This is a genomic window from Colwellia sp. 12G3, from assembly GCF_002836775.1.
Classification (GTDB): domain Bacteria; phylum Pseudomonadota; class Gammaproteobacteria; order Enterobacterales; family Alteromonadaceae; genus Colwellia.
Map to the genome: position 1 here is coordinate 85,960 of NZ_PJAQ01000006.1, position 17,869 is coordinate 103,828.

15 protein-coding genes are annotated in these 17,869 nt (G+C 37.6%); 8 read left to right on the plus strand and 7 right to left on the minus strand.

Features of this window, described 5'->3' with window-relative positions:
- Nucleotides 1–132: 132 nt before the first annotated feature.
- Together CXF71_RS02085 and CXF71_RS21600 are read left to right on the plus strand one after the other, a co-directional pair.
- On the plus strand, nt 133–252 hold the full coding sequence (locus CXF71_RS02085; RefSeq protein WP_157826681.1) for a reverse transcriptase N-terminal domain-containing protein: 120 nt from the start codon (nt 133–135) through the stop codon (nt 250–252).
- A 485-nt stretch (nt 253–737) separates the two neighbouring features.
- A complete protein-coding gene (locus CXF71_RS21600; RefSeq protein ID WP_232771345.1) occupies nt 738–983 on the plus strand; it encodes a PEP-CTERM sorting domain-containing protein in 246 nt (81 codons plus the stop codon).
- A 261-nt stretch (nt 984–1,244) separates the two neighbouring features.
- On the opposite strand, the gene CXF71_RS02100 is transcribed toward CXF71_RS21600, so the two are convergent.
- Nucleotides 1,245–2,030 (minus strand): sel1 repeat family protein, encoded by a 786-nt coding sequence (locus tag CXF71_RS02100; protein WP_101231342.1) that lies wholly within the window; start codon nt 2,028–2,030, stop codon nt 1,245–1,247.
- A 491-nt stretch (nt 2,031–2,521) separates the two neighbouring features.
- Between CXF71_RS02100 and CXF71_RS02105 the strand changes: the two genes are divergently transcribed.
- From CXF71_RS02105 to CXF71_RS02115, 3 genes are all read left to right on the plus strand, one after another.
- Nucleotides 2,522–3,148: a TetR/AcrR family transcriptional regulator gene (locus CXF71_RS02105; RefSeq protein ID WP_101231343.1), complete on the plus strand. Its 627-nt coding sequence runs from the start codon at nt 2,522–2,524 to the stop codon at nt 3,146–3,148.
- A 190-nt stretch (nt 3,149–3,338) separates the two neighbouring features.
- Nucleotides 3,339–4,361: a cytochrome-c peroxidase gene (locus tag CXF71_RS02110; protein ID WP_101231344.1), complete on the plus strand. Its 1,023-nt coding sequence runs from the start codon at nt 3,339–3,341 to the stop codon at nt 4,359–4,361.
- Nucleotides 4,348–6,687 (plus strand): response regulator, encoded by a 2,340-nt coding sequence (locus tag CXF71_RS02115; RefSeq protein ID WP_101231345.1) that lies wholly within the window; start codon nt 4,348–4,350, stop codon nt 6,685–6,687. The genes CXF71_RS02110 and CXF71_RS02115 overlap by 14 nt, the downstream gene beginning before the upstream one ends.
- A gap of 38 nt (nt 6,688–6,725) precedes the next feature.
- Here CXF71_RS02115 and CXF71_RS02120 read toward each other — a convergent pair whose 3' ends face one another.
- Nucleotides 6,726–7,658: an alpha/beta hydrolase gene (locus CXF71_RS02120; protein WP_101231346.1), complete on the minus strand. Its 933-nt coding sequence runs from the start codon at nt 7,656–7,658 to the stop codon at nt 6,726–6,728.
- Between the two features lie 315 nt (nt 7,659–7,973).
- Complete coding sequence (locus CXF71_RS02125; RefSeq protein ID WP_101231347.1) at nt 7,974–9,095, minus strand: pyridoxal-phosphate-dependent aminotransferase family protein; 1,122 nt, start codon at nt 9,093–9,095, stop codon at nt 7,974–7,976.
- Nucleotides 9,096–9,289: 194 nt separating this feature from the next.
- Between CXF71_RS02125 and CXF71_RS02130 the strand changes: the two genes are divergently transcribed.
- The 3 genes from CXF71_RS02130 to CXF71_RS02140 all read left to right on the plus strand — a co-directional run bounded on the left by CXF71_RS02130 (nt 9,290) and on the right by CXF71_RS02140 (nt 13,184).
- Nucleotides 9,290–10,120 carry a hypothetical protein gene (locus CXF71_RS02130; protein ID WP_101231348.1) on the plus strand — a complete coding sequence of 277 codons (831 nt, stop codon included), beginning with the start codon at nt 9,290–9,292 and terminating at the stop codon, nt 10,118–10,120.
- A 332-nt stretch (nt 10,121–10,452) separates the two neighbouring features.
- Nucleotides 10,453–11,700 (plus strand): malic enzyme-like NAD(P)-binding protein, encoded by a 1,248-nt coding sequence (locus CXF71_RS02135; protein ID WP_101231349.1) that lies wholly within the window; start codon nt 10,453–10,455, stop codon nt 11,698–11,700.
- 296 nt (nt 11,701–11,996) lie between these two features.
- Complete coding sequence (locus tag CXF71_RS02140) at nt 11,997–13,184, plus strand: PepSY-associated TM helix domain-containing protein (RefSeq protein ID WP_101231350.1); 1,188 nt, start codon at nt 11,997–11,999, stop codon at nt 13,182–13,184.
- A 149-nt stretch (nt 13,185–13,333) separates the two neighbouring features.
- On the opposite strand, the gene CXF71_RS02145 is transcribed toward CXF71_RS02140, so the two are convergent.
- The 4 genes from CXF71_RS02145 to CXF71_RS02160 all read right to left on the minus strand — a co-directional run bounded on the left by CXF71_RS02145 (nt 13,334) and on the right by CXF71_RS02160 (nt 17,868).
- On the minus strand, nt 13,334–13,891 hold the full coding sequence (locus CXF71_RS02145) for a YbhB/YbcL family Raf kinase inhibitor-like protein (protein WP_101231351.1): 558 nt from the start codon (nt 13,889–13,891) through the stop codon (nt 13,334–13,336).
- A 123-nt stretch (nt 13,892–14,014) separates the two neighbouring features.
- A complete protein-coding gene (locus tag CXF71_RS02150) occupies nt 14,015–14,860 on the minus strand; it encodes a helix-turn-helix transcriptional regulator (RefSeq protein ID WP_232771346.1) in 846 nt (281 codons plus the stop codon).
- 67 nt (nt 14,861–14,927) lie between these two features.
- A complete protein-coding gene (locus CXF71_RS02155) occupies nt 14,928–15,359 on the minus strand; it encodes a GNAT family N-acetyltransferase (RefSeq protein ID WP_101231352.1) in 432 nt (143 codons plus the stop codon).
- 103 nt (nt 15,360–15,462) lie between these two features.
- Nucleotides 15,463–17,868, minus strand: a complete 2,406-nt coding sequence (locus CXF71_RS02160) for a PAS domain-containing hybrid sensor histidine kinase/response regulator (RefSeq protein ID WP_101231353.1) — start codon at nt 17,866–17,868, stop codon at nt 15,463–15,465.
- Between the last annotated feature and the right edge of the window lies 1 nt (nt 17,869).

Below are 17,869 nucleotides of genomic sequence, written 5' to 3' on the forward strand. Positions count from 1 at the left end.
AGGCTGGAGAAAGCTAATGCTGCATTGTAATGATGCAGATACAGGCTGATGTCTGACACGAAAGTGAGCCCACTTCCAGCTGGTCTCCCGTTGCAAGAAAATTTGAAGAACTTTATTTAAGAAGAAACGCAAATGATAACTTCGAATGAAGTTAGTGCCACTTCTTACGGCACTCAGTGGCAATCCATCAACTGGAAAACCGTCGAGCAGCAAGTATTAAAGCTTCAGATACGCATTGCAAAAGCAACCTGAGAAACTTTATAAGGTAGCTGGGTAACATAGTACGCCTTAGTGGAGGCTTGAGCCATATGCAGTGAAAGTTGCACGTATGGTTCTTAGGAGGGCGACACCTGGTAACAGGTGTCGCCTATCCGACCCAAAGCGCCATAGACTCATAAAATTTAATACCTAAAATACTGTTAATCGAATGTCCGCTTTTGGTATTTTAACCAAATTAGAATTTTTGATTTGACAGATTCTTGATGGAATTTTAAACAATTTTAATATCTAACGCATGGCTGTTTTGCGTTAGATTATTCATCGATAGATAAGCCTAGGCTAACGTCTGGTTTCGTATCTAAGTGATCATAAACTTACCTCATTTTGAGGACTAATTTAGGTCAGCTCTTGAACGAAAATTGCTAAAGCTTGTTGCACTTATAGTGAGGGACTAAGCTATTTCTACCGAGAGCAACAGCTCGAAAGTATGATGGTTTACTGTAAAGTATGATTCTTTTTTGTTGAGTATTACACTTCATTGTCACTGCACACTTCCTGGTAAGTATGATTATTTTGCGCTTAATAATACTAGCTTTAAGTATGCTAGTGTCTTTATGGGCGTCGGTGGTAATTTTAATGAAGGTGGTATAAATGATCTTGTTAGAGTGCGAAGTGTTGAAGCTGTTCCTGAGCCATCAACACTTGCTATTTTTGCATTAGGCATAATTGGTTTAGCATCACGTCGATTTAAGAAACGATCTTAATTTAACTGATTCATAATCGAAATTAATTATCGACGACGGTATGCCTGAATAAACCCATGTAACCCAATGTTGTCGATAATCATCAAGAAGCATCTTCCAGTTTGGTAGATGCTTTTTTTGCTCATAAAGCTGCGTTATTCGACGAATGTGATTTTCTAATGTTCGATTTGAAACTGTTATTTTGATATCAGGAGTTATGTCATAATAAATAGTAAGAATACGATATGTGACATTTAAGGTGTTACTTAATATAGCAACTGTCTATGCCAATTCTTCTGAGATCTCGAGTGCTTCTTGATAAAGTTCAGGGCTTTTTTCTTGAAAATGTTTCACTCTGTCTAGGGCTTGCGGAAGATTGTGGTTTGCAGCATTAATTAACCAAGCTAAGCCTAACGGATGATCTTCTACTGTTCCTTCACCTAAGAAAAAAGAGCGACCCATAGCGCCCATGGCTTTTATGTGGCCTTGTTTTGCTGCTTGTTCAAATAATAAAAAAGCCTGTTCACTATCACCATTTTTCCTTTGCAAAATAGCTTGTTCAAATAAGAGGTCGTCTTCTTTAAAAGAAGCTTTGCTGTTAGTTGTGTTAGTACTTTTACTTGTTTTAACGGAAACAGGTGCATCTTCGGTATTAATTATCAGTGTTTGTACGATATCGTTACCTTCACTTATTACAGGTTCAGAGATTAATTCGGCGGACTGAATACTTATAAAATTGTCATCAGAAAAAATATCTTTGATATCTCTGCGTTTTTCTTCAAGAAGACGAACCATTACAGCATCATAACGACCGCTTAATTGATCTATGGTTGTTTGTTGTTTAGTTATTTGTTGACGATAGTATTCTACGTCATTTTTTAGCTGCTCAATTTGATTGTCTTGTATCGATGAATGGTTTAATTGTGCTTGGTTTAAGCTAGATATAAGCGCTTGGTTAGCTTGATCGAGTCGGGTTTGTTGTTTTTCAGTATATTGTTCAAAACGGCTAAGTTCTACTTGAATATTTTCTTCATTATTTCTTTTTTTACTCTTAAACCAGCTAAACATTATATTTGCTACCTTATGATTATCTGCAAGCAAAATTTATGCTCTGTTTATTCTTGTACTCTAACAATAATAATTGCTCATTAATAAATCAACCTATTAAAATAAATTGTTCGGTGTTAATTCCGTATATTGATTAATTTATTTAAAGTATGCTGGATATTTGTACTATTAAGAGACGAATAGGCTCAATTACAATTCAGATTTAATAAGTGAACTATAGGACATTTTTAAAAACAGATCTGATGGCTTTGCGCAAACATTTGCACAATTTGAAGATGCTAAATAATCACAAAATTGTTAATAATTTTTTTATTATTACCCCCTACACCTATATGGCTAAAAGCAAACACTCGCCATTATCCACTTAGTATTACTCGTCATACTTTTGATTTATCGCAATTATTGATTCCATTTACCAGAAAGCTATAGCTGTAGGCTAAGACTTGTTATACAGTTCTTTTCTCAACTAAAAATGAAGTTATGAGGTATCTGTGCAGGAAAAGAAAGAATCAGTCGGACAAATTCGCCAAAAGAATGTGGCGCTTATTTTAACTGCGGCTAAAACAGAATTTGTAACCCACGGTTTTAAAGGCGCATCCATTAAGCGTATTGCCGAACGAGCAAGTATCCCAAGAGCAAACATTCATTATTATTTCGATGATAAAACTGACCTTTACCAACAATTACTCACCGAGATTATTGTCAGCTGGAATACCAGCTTTGATACTTTAAGTATTGATGATGACCCTAAAACGATTCTTACTGCTTATATCCATGAAAAAATCATGCATGCTAAGCATGATCCCGATGGTTCTAAAATTTTTGCCAGTGAAGTCATACATGGCGCTCCCATTCTTAAAGACTATTTGCATACCGAATTTAAGCAATGGTTAGATGAAAAAATTACTGTCATCGAAACTTGGATTGAACAAGGCCAAATAGATGCAATCAACCCGCATCACTTGTTATTCCTTATTTGGAGTTCAACCCAGCATTATGCTGATTTTAATGTGCAGGTATTGGCTGGTTTTGGTAAAGAAGCGATGAATGATGATGATTTTGATGATGTGATAAAGTCACTGACCAAAATCATCTTAAAAGGCTGTGGTTTAGCTTAAGCTGAATTTAACGTAATAATCTAACCAAAAATGAGCGTAAAGCCGGGTAACCTCAATCATTATGCGCACTCACATCGATGTAGACGTTATAATAATTAAAAAGCGTAGGTAAGATAAATAAAATGGTTAAGCTAACATAAAAATATTGAACTATGCTGTATACATATTCTAATAAAATCAAATACTATTAATGTATACAAGATATTATATCTCACTAGCTTTAGGGGTTTTGCTTTGTTCTATTGTACCTATAACGCTTTATTATTTATCTGCAGAAAAATTGATTGGGCCAACATCTCAAAAAACTAAATATTATTTTGAAATAGTTGATGGCCCTATTCAACCCATTCCTCGCAAGGTCGATTTAGATAATAATTGGTTAATCTTAGGTAAAGCACTTTTTCACAGCCCTTTATTATCAAAAAGTAATACTATTTCATGTTCTTCATGCCACATGGTCGATTTTGGTGGCGACGATGGTTTTCCTGTTTCAACCGGTGTCGATAATGCCAAAGGTGTCCGAAATTCCCCCACAGTACTTAATGCGGTTTTTAATTTTAGACAATTCTGGGATGGTCGAGTAAGCACGTTAAGTGAACAAGCATCTGGCCCAATTCATAACCCTATTGAAATGGCATCTTCTTGGCCGGAAATCATCACTAAACTTAACAATGACAGTTATTTCAGCAAAAATTTTCTGCAATTAACTCCTGATGGAATAACCGCTGAAAATATTGTTAAAGCCATCACTATCTATGAAGAGTCACTCATTACCCCAAATTCACCCATTGACCAATATTTATTAGGCGATAATTCGGCGTTATCTGCGCAACAAAAACGCGGGTTAGATTTGTTTATAAATTATGGTTGTACGACTTGTCATCAGGGCAGAAATATTGGCGGTAATATCTATCAAAAACTTGGCAGGATTAATGATATTCCACCCATACTGACCTTAGATGAGGGAAAGTATAATGTGACCAAGTTAGAAAAAGACAAATTTGTATTCAAGGTGCCGACATTACGTAACATTGCCGATACGGCGCCCTATTTCCATAATGGTGCTATCGATAATTTACCCGATGCTGTCCGTATTATGGCAAGTACTCAGTTAGGCAGAGAATTAACCCATGATGAGGTAGACGATATTGTTGCTTTGTTACATGCATTCAGTTCGAAAGTAATTGAGGTGCAAAAAATTGAAGCTCTTTAAATACTCTCCTGAAATTATATGTTTATTGTTATTTACTTTTTTTTCCTCTTTATGGGTTTATTCAATTGAAGAGAATAGAAAAAAAACGATGCGACTTGCGCCATTATTAACACTTGAGTTATTATTACCTCAGCATAAAGTACAATTACTTAATGCTAATTTTAGTGATCAACTTCATTACGATAGATTGTCCCAATTACAGTCTGAAATTGAAAGCCTGCTATTTCACATCACTATTTCACCCCAATCAGAACAACTACTTAAAGACTATCAACGAACCTCGTTAAACTATATTCAACTCATTAGTATGTTGAAAACATCGCAACGCTTAATTACCAGCACAGTCCAATTTGAAGATAAAAAAACAATTGATACTATTCGTTTACTGCTATTTTCATTCATAACCACCCCTAATAAAAAAGAAAAAGAACGTATTATTGAATTACTCAACAGCATTGACATAAGTAATAGAGAGCAAGTTAATTGGCCATATTTACAACTCATTAAGTTACACAGCTTGTTTATAGTAAATAATCATGAATTAACGGCGACCTATCGGCAAAAACTGATAAAATCGGCGGTAGTTGAGTCAATTTTCAAAGCAAGTGAGCAATTGCATATTGAGATAGAACAAACAACTACTCGGCAATTAACGGGCCTTTTTGGTGCTATTTTTGCGTTGTTACTTCTTTTTATGGTGATATTAAAGCGCCACCAATATGCGTTAAAAGAAACGTCATTAGCACATCAAAAAGCGGTGGAAGTAAAAACCCAATTCTTAGCAAACATGTCACATGAAATTCGTACACCAATGACCGGTATTATAGGTTTGGTTGAGTTGATATTAAAAACTAAACTAGATGAAGAACAACGCAGTTATCTAGAAAAAGTTGAATTTTCAGCGGCTTCCTTATTAGTCATTATCAATGACATCCTCGATTTTTCAAAAATAGAATCAGGACAACTCCCCATTGAAAGTATTATTTGGCGACATGATAAATTAATCGATAATATCACCATGATGCTAGGCAAAGTGGCTGAAGAGAAAAACATTGAATTGATTTTTGATTTTGATCCCAACATACCCACTGAAATGGTGGGCGATCCGGTCAGAGTTAATCAAATTTTATTAAACTTACTCTCTAATGCAATTAAGTTTACCGAGCAAGGCCATGTCATTTTAAAAACATCAATAATTAAGGATGTACGCGATAATTTTTCTGAGCGAATTTTATATCAAATACAAGATACTGGCATTGGTTTATCTGCAGAGCAACAAACAAAACTCTTTCAGCGATTTACTCAAGCAGATGAATCAACAACCAGAAAATATGGTGGCACCGGATTAGGCTTAGCCATTAGTAAGTTACTTGTTGACTTAATGGACGGAGAAATTAGCGTAAGTAGTGAATTAGGTAAAGGGTCTATTTTCACCCTCAATCTTCCGTTATTAACAGCTAAATCAGCAGTACCGCCTGCACAAATAATTAAACAAAAAGGTATGCGTTTATTGTTACTTGAAGATAATAAAGTAACACAACATGTGATTGAAAAAATGGCGAAATATCTGGATGTGAAGATAAAGGTAACCTCAACCGTTGCACAAGCCAAAGCACTTTGCCTGCAAGATCAGTTTGATATCGCATTAGTTGATTGGAATCTCGACGGTGAAACGGGTTTAGATTTTATAGAGGCTATTAAAAACGAATCATGTTGTCCCACCAGACTTGTTATTTGTAGTGCCTATAGTCAAAGTTTTATAGAAAAAAGCTCAACGATAAATAGTGACCTTCACTACTTAGCTAAACCCCTTACCATTACCTCATTAAGCGAAATATTAAACGTTGAAAATAATGAAAGCACCGACATTTCTTCAAATATATCGTTAAAGCATCAAGCCATAGAAACAGAAAAAATAAAGCCACAAAACGAAAAAACGCAGTTAAGTCATGAGCACACAATTCTATTGGTGGAAGACAATAAAATTAACCAACTAGTCGCCACTAAATTATTATCAAGTTTAGGGTTAAATGTTGATGTAGCGGAAAATGGCATAGTGGCGATTGAAATGATAAATAAAAATCACTATCCCGTTGTATTAATGGATATACAGATGCCTATCATGGATGGAAAAGAAGCGACAATAGAGCTACGTAAAACATACCCAACTGATCAGTTAACTATTATTGCGCTTACCGCCAATATAACCGAAGACGAAATTAATTATTATCGTGGAATAGGTATGAATGGACATTTAGGTAAGCCTTACGAATTAGAAAAAATACGTGAGATATTATCCGGCTTTTATCCGTTAAGTGATGAATAGCAGTAGTCTTAATGGCACAGCCATTTCCGGGATGATTTTTATTTCTGACGAGCAAACATAAACTCAAGGGGTATATGTAACCTCTTAGCCCACGATTTTTCACTATGATTTTCGCCTGGAAAAAACTGACTGCGCCATTGTGTTGTAGGGTATTGCTGTTGTTCAAACACCTTATCAATTTGTTTCTGTAATTGAGGATACATAGCGTCTAAGGTTTTATCGCCATGGTCAAAATATAACTTTTGCGTAGTAAGAGTGGGTAAACGATTTTTGATATAGGCTAGAAAAATTTGAAATGCTAACTTGTCAGTCTCAAATGTACCCGGCCAATGAGTCGACATGCAAATTGCTCCGGCAAACTCATTAGGGTACTGCATTAATCCGTACCAAGAAATTAACCCGCCCATACTAGAACCTGCTAAATATCGATGCTCAGATCCTGCATTAACAGCATAGTGTGCTTCGATGTAAGGCACTACTTCCGTTACAATAAACTCTAAGTAACGATCAGAATAGACCTTACTTTTAAATAAAAGATCACCAGGACTTCTTTCCAGTTGATACATGGTCTTTTGTGTTTGTTGTGTGAATTGTTCAAATGGCTTTTGGGGGAAGAATTCACTATGACGGTTTGCCCCCGCATTGGGAATTGCCACAACAATAAAAGGCCGTACTTTATTTTGTTCTATTAAGGAAGCAGAAACCTCATCAACCATCCATTCTTGCTGATTCCATGTTGTTTTCGCATCAAATAGCATACGTCCGTCATGCATGTACAGAACATCATATTTTTGTTCCTGTGAATACCCTGGTGGTAACCAGACATCAAGAAAACGTGACTCTATTAGTTCGGAGTTAAAAGGACTAACTCGCTCAATTTTTCCTTTAGATACCGAAGGTAAATTTTCTGTCGCCAGTGATGAAAGTGACAAAACAACTAACGATAGTGTAAATAGAACCGCTTTTTTCATGAGTGTTACATCTAATTATGGATAGATAGTAGTTTGTCAAAAATTGTCTATAAGCCCTACTTGAATACGTATGTAATACCCATTCCAATAAGTTTCTTCCCACTCAGCGAGAGTGGGAACTAACTTAATGGACTTGGTATAATATTTCACCTCATAAAAATGCCTTAATTGGTCCTCAATAAAGTTATTTCTATTTCATATTGTGGAATATTAAGCGGTTGAATCGACGAAAAAAAACCGTTTAGATTTCACAATGCAAAAAAAAAGACCACTAAAAAGTGGTCTTTTTTCATCATAAGGGATATTCCTTGCTGATTATTGATGTAAAGCATCTTTCAATGCGGTCAAACATAGGGCAACATTTTCACTTTTAGCCGCATGTCCCATCAGTCCAATACGCCATGCTTTACCGGCAAAAGCACCTAAACCAGCACCAATTTCAAGGTTGTAATGTTCTAGTAAGTAATTTCTTACTTTCGCATCATCAGCACCATCTGGGATGTAAATAGCATTCAACTGAGGTAAGCGCTCTTCTTCCGGTACGATAAACTCAATACCTAATTCTTTCAGACCCTTAGCTAACACTTCGTGCTGCTCTCTATGGCGCGCCCAGCTATTTTCTAGACCTTCATCATGTAAAATAACTAAGGCTTCATGAAGTGCATATAAGGAGTTTACCGGTGCAGTATGGTGGTAACTACGCTTGCCTTTACCTGACCAATAACCCATTACTAAGGTTTGATCTAAGAACCAGCTTTGTATCTGCGTTTTACGATTTTGCACCACGGCTACAGCCTTAGGGCTAAATGAGATGGGTGATATACCGGGTACACAAGACATACACTTCTGCGTACCTGAATAGATGGCGTCAATGCCCCATTCATCCACTTTAAGCTCAATACCACCTAATGATGTCACTGCATCAACAATCGTCAAACAATCATGCTCTTGGGCCATTTTACAAAGAGCTTTAGCATCTGAAACGGCACCTGTTGAGGTTTCTGCATGAACAAAGGCTAAAAATTTAGCATCCGGATGGTCATGTAACGCGGCTTTTACCTTGTGTGTTTCAACAGCTCGCCCCCATGGAGAGTCAACAATAATGGCCTCTGCGCCTATTCTGGTAACGTTTTGAATCATACGGTCACCAAAAACACCATTGCGACAAACAATGACTTTATCACCCGCTTCGACTAAGTTTACAAAACAAGCTTCCATACCTGCTGAACCCGGTGCTGATAAAGCAATGGTAAATTCATTTTTTGTTTGAAACGCATATTGCAGCAAGGTTTTTACTTCATCCATCATATTGATAAATAAAGGATCAAGATGACCTATAGTAGGTCTAGCCAATGCAGAGAGTACTCGTGCACTTACATCAGAAGGGCCAGGGCCCATTAAAATTCTTTGTGGTGGATTAAATGATTTAAATGTCATAATTGCTTTACCTTCTATTTTAGTTTTAATTTTTAGTTGTGTTTATAAAACAACCTGATGTATCTTAGTAAACCGTAACCTGACACAGGTGTCAAGTTACGAAAAATAGTGAAAACATGAACATATTTAAAAAATTAAAACTAAAATAATTAAAACTAAAATAATTAAAATTAAATAACATTAAGAGAGACACTATGAAAATTTCAGCATCACTTATCGCACTTGCATTAACCGCTGCGTTAAATGCCCCGATGGCATCAGCAGAAATCTGGAGCAATACCGAAGTTCAACTACAAGCAGGTGGTGAATTTGAAAGTGCAGGCGCTCCAGGAAAATCTACCGGTACAATTACCACCTTCCAGCATGCTGGTGGTTGGGAATACGGCGATAATTTTTTCTTCGTAGATCATTCCCAGTATTCGGGCAAGAATGGCTTAAATGATTCAGCTGAATTTTACGGCGAATGGTATTCAAACTTTAGTTTAGGGGCCATGACAGGTAATGATTTATCTTTTGGTCCGGTGAAAGACATTGGCTTAGTTGCTGGTTTTAACTACGCCCCCGAAGTAGATAGCTCTTGGGTATTACCCGGTGTGCGCTTAGCCTTAGATTTACCCGGTTTTGCTTTTGCACAATTTGATATTACCGCATTTATCCATGCAAGCGGTGCTGACTCATCTTTAGCGGGTAACTTCGGTGCGCCCTTCTCAATTATTGATGAAGACACTAGTTTTATGGTCGATTTTGCCTGGGCTTTACCTTTTAAAGTAGGTTCAACCAGTTGGAGTTTTGAGGGCCACGCAGAGTATATCGACGGTCGTACTCAAGTTAATAACTTCGGCACTACCGAGCTAGAATCTTGGATCCTAATTCAACCACAAGTTCGCCTAGATGTTGGTGAATTGATTGGCACGCCATCTAACCGTTTATTCGCGGGTATTGAGTACCAATACTGGAAAAATAAACTAGGTGCTAAAGGTGTTGATGATAATACCGTGCAGTTCTTAGCAGTATGGCGTTTTTAATAGCCTAACAAACTGTTTATACAAGTAAATTAAAAACAACCTGCCAATATCATTGTGTTATTGGCAGAGTTTTCATCGTTCGTACTTTTTGACCGTTCATCTTCAAAAAACGTCTTTAAACACCGTAGTAGGTTTCGAAGTAATCGACGGTATTTTGCATTCATCAACCCTGCATTTAGCCGATTAATCATAAGCTTATTACCCTGAAGACAACGATTTAATTTTATTAACAACAACTCTTGGTATTCAACATGCTACCCCAACCGGCACGTTGAGTACTGCCCCTTAATTTATATATTTTTAATCTTATAACACTAAAAAATAGGTCACTCATGTCTGATTTTAAACAAGCAGCACTGGATTATCACGCCTTGCCAACACCAGGCAAGATTGCCATTGCCATCACCACCGCCGCGGAAACAAGTGCCGATTTATCGCTAGCCTATAGTCCCGGTGTCGCCGAGCCTTGTCGAGAAATAGCCAAAAATCCTGACGATGTTTACAAGTACACCGGCAAAGGTAATACCGTTGCCGTTATCTCAAATGGTACTGCGGTATTAGGATTAGGTAACTTAGGCCCAATGGCCTCCAAGCCAGTAATGGAAGGTAAAGCTTTATTGTTTAAACGTTTTGCCGACATTAACTCTTTCGATATTGAAGTAACCCATAAAACAACCGAAGAATTTATCAATACGGTTGCCTGTATTGCTGATAGCTTTGGTGGTATTAACTTAGAAGATATCAAAGCACCTGAATGTTTTGTTATTGAAAAAGCCCTCAATGAGCGTTGTAAAATACCCGTATTTCATGATGACCAACACGGTACTGCCATTGTAACTGCTGCCGCTATGATCAACGCCTTAGAAATTCAAAATAAGAAAATTGAACAAGCTAATATCGTTTGTTTAGGTGCTGGTGCTGCCGCGATTGCTTGTATGGAACTACTGATTCAATGTGGCGCAATGCGTGAAAAAATCTACATGTTAGATACTAAAGGTGTCATTCATACCCGCCGTAGTGATTTATCTGAATATAAAACACGTTTTGCCAATAACACCGACAAAAGAACTTTGGATGATGTTATTGAAGGCGCTGATGTTTTTCTGGGTGTTTCTGGTCCTAACTTACTTAGTACTGAGCAATTAAAGAAAATGGCAGATAACCCTGTGGTGTTTGCTTGTTCTAACCCAGATCCTGAGATAAAACCTGAGTTAGCACACAGCGTTAGAAGTGATTTAATTATGGCGACCGGTCGTTCAGATTATCCAAATCAAGTAAACAATGTGTTATGTTTCCCCTTTATTTTCCGCGGCGCTTTAGATGTGCGAGCGCGTAAAATTAATAACGAAATGAAAATAGCTGCGGTACATGCAATTAGAGAGCTTGCCAAAAAAGACGTGCCTGAGAGCGTTTTACAGGCAAGCGGTGAAAAGCAATTATCTTTTGGTAAGGGCTATATTATTCCTCGCCCTATGGATCCCAGATTATGCAAAAATGTTGCCCTAGCAGTGGCTAAGGCCGCTGTCGACTCAGGTGTTGCTGCGTTACCTTTACCTGATAACTATATGAATGAACCCTAGCTAATACCCCGCGCTTTAATCAATTTTACCTCCACAAAAAGTCGCTATCAATAGCGGCTTTTTTATTGCTACTTCTTATGACCGATCATAAATAGATAAAACTACATACAATAACGAATCATTCGTATTTAAGTTGATGTAAATGTATTACAATCGCCTAAACGTCACTTAAGTATCCGCAAAGTTACCTCTGCTAAATTTAAGAAAACGTATTTTAGGTCTGCACGACGCTCGCCTTTTTCGAATTTAAGGAAGTTTAATACCCACACTTATCTGTGTTGGCTCAAGGTAAATAGATGAATATAAGAAAAACTTTTTTTTGGCTGCATTTGATCCTCGGCTGTAGCGCCGCTATTTTTATTTTTTTAATGTCTATCACAGGTGTTGCATTAACCTATGAACGTCAGATGATTAAAGCAGCCGAGCGAACTGATTACCCTATTGCGACAACCAGTTCGACCCAAGTTTTACCACTGTCAGAACTCTTGATTATTGCCAAAGGTTATCCTACGAAAAAGATCGCTGAAATTGTGATAGAAAATCAGCCTAATGCGCCGATTATAGTCAAAGATGGTCGAAAGAAAGTCGCTTATCTTAATCCTTACACTGGTGCTGAATTAGCCGTGCCGGGTCAAGACACTAAAACTTTTTTCAGTAAATTACGTGCTTTTCATCGTTGGTTAACATTTGATGGAAAATTCAGTGAAACGGGTCGATGGGTCAATGGCAGTGCAAATATTATCTTTCTAGTGTTAATCCTTTCTGGGCTGTATTTATGGCTACCTAAACGATTTAACTCAAGAGCATTTAAACAAAGATTGACCTTATCGGGTAATTACCCCAATAAAAGTGCTAGAAATTACCAATGGCATAATGTGTTTGGTGTTTATATGGCACCCGTACTTTTTGTTTTGGTGGTTACCGCGCTATTCTTTTCGTTTAAATGGCCTGGCAATACCCTTAAAAACCTAGTATCAACGGAGTCATTCTCTCTCGAAAAACCTGTACAGGTTTCAGCTCAACAGGCCTTATTACAACTGCCTGTAGAACAGCAATTATTAAAGGTCAAAGCGCGTTATCCGCAGTGGCAAACCATTCAATTTTCTTTAGGCACTTCACTCGACTCATCATTAGACTCTTCACTAGACAATTTATTAGAGAATATCCCGACCAATAACAAAGTATATCAAGTCGATCAGGGCAATGGTGGCGAGCCACAAAAACGGCTTAAAGTACTGCTAAACAAAACAACGGGTGATGTGGTACAGGAACAGAAATTTGAGCACTTATCTACTTACAGTAAATTGCGCAGCTATATTCGGTTTTTGCATACGGGAGAGATTTTTGGACCTTTTGGACAAACCCTTGCTGGCTTAGCGTCACTACTAGCTTGTTTGTTGGTTTACACCGGAGCGATGCTTTCGTGGCGGCGTTGGCGCGACAGCCGAAAAGTAAAGGTCAATACTCCGGTATACGCGACTTAACATACAAACAATAAAGTTGATGAGTGTAATGCTCTATCACGCATCAACTTTTTATTTTAAACGAATGCCTTATACCTATTACCTATTACCTATTACCAATCAAAGTGCAGGATTTCAGCATTTGAAAGAGCAAAACAATCACGTTTACCTTAGTCTCGTTTATATAAGGACTCTATCGTGCTTGTTTCGATAGTGTTGGCATTAATCATATAGCCTGCTAACGCACCTGATGCACCTTCAGGCAATTCAAGCTTCTCAACTGATAGTGCATGCACGGTAAAGCGATAATGATGAATACCATGGCCTGCTGGAGGACAAGCGCCACCAAAACCTCGGTTCCCGTAATCATTGGTTATTTGCATGCTTCCTGTCGGTGCTAAGTCTTTTTTAGTGCTACCTGCGCCTGCGGTTAACTCAGTAACGTTCAGCGGAATATTAACAATTTGCCAATGCCACCAACCACTGCCTGTCGGCGCGTCAGGATCATAAGCAGTAATGGCAAAACTCTTCGTGCCTTCAGGTACACCGGACCATGTTAGCTGAGGTGATAAATCACCTCCACTACAACCAAAACCAGTGAATTCTTGTGCTTTAGACATGAACTCTCCGTCAGCAATATCCTGACTAGACAATTTAAGCGACTCAGCGAAAACGGTTGATGAAAGACTTAAGGTGAGTAAAGCAACGACTGTGAACGACCTAAACATAATCATGTTCCTTATTTAATGTGTTTTTTATGGGGGGTGTAATAACTATAGGTATGTATTTTAGCGATACGCCATATTATTTATAGTCTCGATACCGTCAAGTTTTCGCCCTAATCCGTCACTTTAGTTTTTCTCTTTAGTTTTACGTAAAGCTGAAGGTGTCAGACCAAATCGCTCTTTAAAGCGGCTGGTAAATCGAGATTGAGATTGATAACCACATTGCTCCGCGATATAGACGATGGAATGACTGCTCGTTTGCAATAAGTGCAAACCAAGTCCTAACTTGACCTGATCTTTTATTTCTTGAATCGTGGTGCCTTCTGCCGTTAACCTGCGTCTAAGGGTCGACTCGCTCATAGCAACTTTTTGGCAAATAGTGGCTAGTGCCAAATCTACTGAGGGTTGCTCACTTAAAATGGCATGTATTTTTTGCCCTAATTTATGGGGTGCGGCCATCGATAAAATGTCTTTATATCCCAAGTGATAGAGTAATTGTAGAATTTCTTTTCTGCGTAAGGACCACATGGCTTGCGGCGAAAATAACGACCACTCCACAAATTGCTGTAAGCACTTTGCTAAAGGCGTGGATATTTCACCAATACTAAAAGATTGTTCACTAACAGTATGGGGGCCTATACCGATAAAATCTTCATATTCAAATTCAATCAGTAGCGCAAAGTATTCTTTTTCTTTCGGAATATTACGCATATTTATCGCGGGGCTATCAGATAAAAAAATGAAGTCACCGGCATGACAAACTATTTCCCCGTGCTTGCCCAATTTTTTATCACCATCAAGGACTGCGATAAATAACGGTTTCACTATCGGGACATTTAATAGGTGCTGTTCTTTTATCGAGGAGTAAACCGCAAAAGGTAGCGTGTGGTCTTCAGTGTTGATCGCCTTAATGGTATTAATAAGATTATTCATGGTCACTGATGTATGTGTAATCATTTTTGTGAAAGCCATTAAGTACTACTTACTGCCTTATGTGTCACTTCAACCATAGGGATGTTTTCAACGTTGGTGGTACGAATTATACAAATCTGCACATACCATGACCCATAGTCTGGTTAGGTCTTTGAATATAGCCATAGCGAGCATAAAAGCTTTCTCTTCCTGCTGCCGCTAATAAACCTATGGTAGAACCTTTACGCGCGGTATAACGTAAATAACCCTCTATTGTATCCATTAACACAGTGCCGAGGCCTTGTTTTTGATAACTTGGATCAACAATCACATCTTGAATGTAAAAGTACATGGCGCCATCACCAACGACACGTCCCATGCCAATAAGTTGTCCGTCATGATAAATAGTTACCTGAAATAATCCGTTGTTTAAGCTCATTTCAGCGAGGTTAGCATCAAGCTCACCCCAACCTATTTTACTACGTAAGAGTAAAAAATCTTGCACCGTTGGGTTTTCTAATTTTAAGCAATACTTCTCTGCTAACACTTGCCTCTCCATTTGTGCTAACGATGGTGAATACACACCATAATTAAGATGTTCAGAGACTAATTGAGACTAATTTTTAGTTTTAACCGCTAACCACGATTATTATCTATTTTTATTAGCCATCGAATAAGTCTGTATAGTTTAGTAATAGGGTATAGATTTCATCTACATCAATAGGTTTACCTAAACAGTGATCAAATCCTGCCTGCTTATATTTATCAACATCGCGTGTCATCACATTGGCTGTTAATGCAATAATTGGAATAGTTGGATGGGAAATTTTAATAATTTCACAAGCCTGAACACCGTCCATATTTGGCATTTGAATATCCATAAAAATCAAATCAGGTAATAACTTACCCACCTCATCGATTGCCTCTATACCGTCATTAGCAATACGAATGGTTGCTTTGGTAGGGCGAAGCACTGCACTAAAAATCTTCTGATTTATTCTATTATCTTCTGCTAGTAGAATATTCAGCTGCTCTGCTTGTGGTGCTGGTACTTGCGTCAATTCCAACGCGTCATCACTGTTCAACTCAGTTTTATGTAATGGCAAGACAACACTAAAAATAGAGCCTATATTTTCTTCACTGGTTACGGTAATTTCGCCCCCCATTAGGTTTGCCAATTGTTTAGCAATAGGTAAACCTAGGCCTGTGCCGCCAAAATTTCTAGTGGTTGTAGCATCAGCTTGTTCAAAGCGATGAAATAACTTACTAATTTGAGTTTCAGAGATACCAATACCTGTGTCTTTTACCTCAAAAACTACTTTTTCATTTTGCTCTCTAAGACTAATATTAACTTCCCCTTTAGGGGTAAATTTAATTGCATTAGAAATTAAATTTAAAATAATTTGTCGCAATCTTACCGGATCAGCCAACCAATAGGCATGCATGCCTTCTTTGATAGTAAAGGTTAAGCCAATTTTTTTTTGCTCCGCTAAAAAGGAAAGTTCGGCAATTATAGACTTGAACAGTTCAATTATGTTGGTAGGTAATGACTCTAAGCTAATGTTATTCGATTCAATTTTAGACAAATCTAAAATATCATTAATGATTGCAAGTAGATTTTTTGAAGAGGTAATACCCATTTCAACCATTTCTTTGGAAGACTCAGACAAGTTATCTCGTTTCAATATTTGCAGTGAACCTAATACACCATTCATTGGTGTACGGATTTCATGGCTCATATTGGCTAAAAAGTCACTTTTTGCAATGTTTGCCCCTTCCGCGTCCTCAAGCGCCTTTTCAAGTGCTAAACTTTGCTCTTTTAATTCTGAAATATCAGACAAAGAGCCTGACAGGCGTATCGCTCTGCCATTAGCTCCTTTTTGTGCAGTGCCTTTAAGTCTAAAATAACGATAATTACCATCAGCGACTCGCATCCTGAAATCTACATCTAAAGGAATATCTTTCTTAAAGAGTTCTTGCAAGGCATGCTTTGCTTTTCCTTCGTCGTCAGGATGGATATTTTCCAGAAACAAACTTTCCTCAACCACTAACTTCTTCTCGAACCCCTCTCCATAGCCCAGCATGCTGCATAATTTCGGAGACCAATACAGAGTCTTTTCTGCAATATTCCAATCCCAAATCCCATCATTACTACCCTCTATAGCGAATTGATATCGTTCTTCACTTTGTTTAATTTTTCGTTCAGAAATTGCCAATTTTTTTAAGGGCTTGATCAATAATGAACGAATTAAAAAGGCTAAAAGTACAAAAGATAACAAGGTAGTCATAGCCAACGTGCTACCTATTTGCCAAACATACTGCTCTTTTTCCTCTTGTAGTTTACTTGTTGAGGTATAAAAATTTAATTCCATTATGGTATTAGCTAGAGGATATTTAGATACCAATGAATAATTATTTAAGGGGGCCGTTTGGAAAATTACGTCGCTTTTATTAACAAAGCTGACCGCATAATGATTATCTTTTGTTAACTCGGCGAAAAGTTTTTCAATGGACTGACTGACGATATCAAAGCTAATGATACCTTCTACATCATTATTATATTTCACTGGCATGGCGACACTAAAATAATGCTGCTGTCCGTCTTTAATGATGGTTAAAACAAGCGGTGCTTCATGGTCAATTATCTTTTCAATTGTTTTTTCAATGAATGGCGGGCGTGAAAAGTTTACCGTTGGTTTAGGATAAATTAATTCACCGGTAAAATCGGTAATATAAATATTTTCTTTAGCACCCAAAATCTTTCGATCATTAAGCAAATCAGTTAAGTTTGCCGAGGCAAGTTCAACCCCCATAACACTTGAAGTTACCATGGGCGATTCACCGAGTTCAGCGAGCAGTTTGACGCGATTCTCAAGAAACTGCTGAATATTATCAAACGTAGACTGTGCTTGAAGTTTGGTATGATTTTCTTGCAGTTGTGTTAAGGAAGAAACGGCACGCTCTGACACAAAGTTAATATTTATTAACAGTGAAAATAAGAATCCGAGCAATAACAGTAAATAGGTAAGACCCGCTTTGCTTTTCAGTTTTTTTAAAAGAGCCATCATG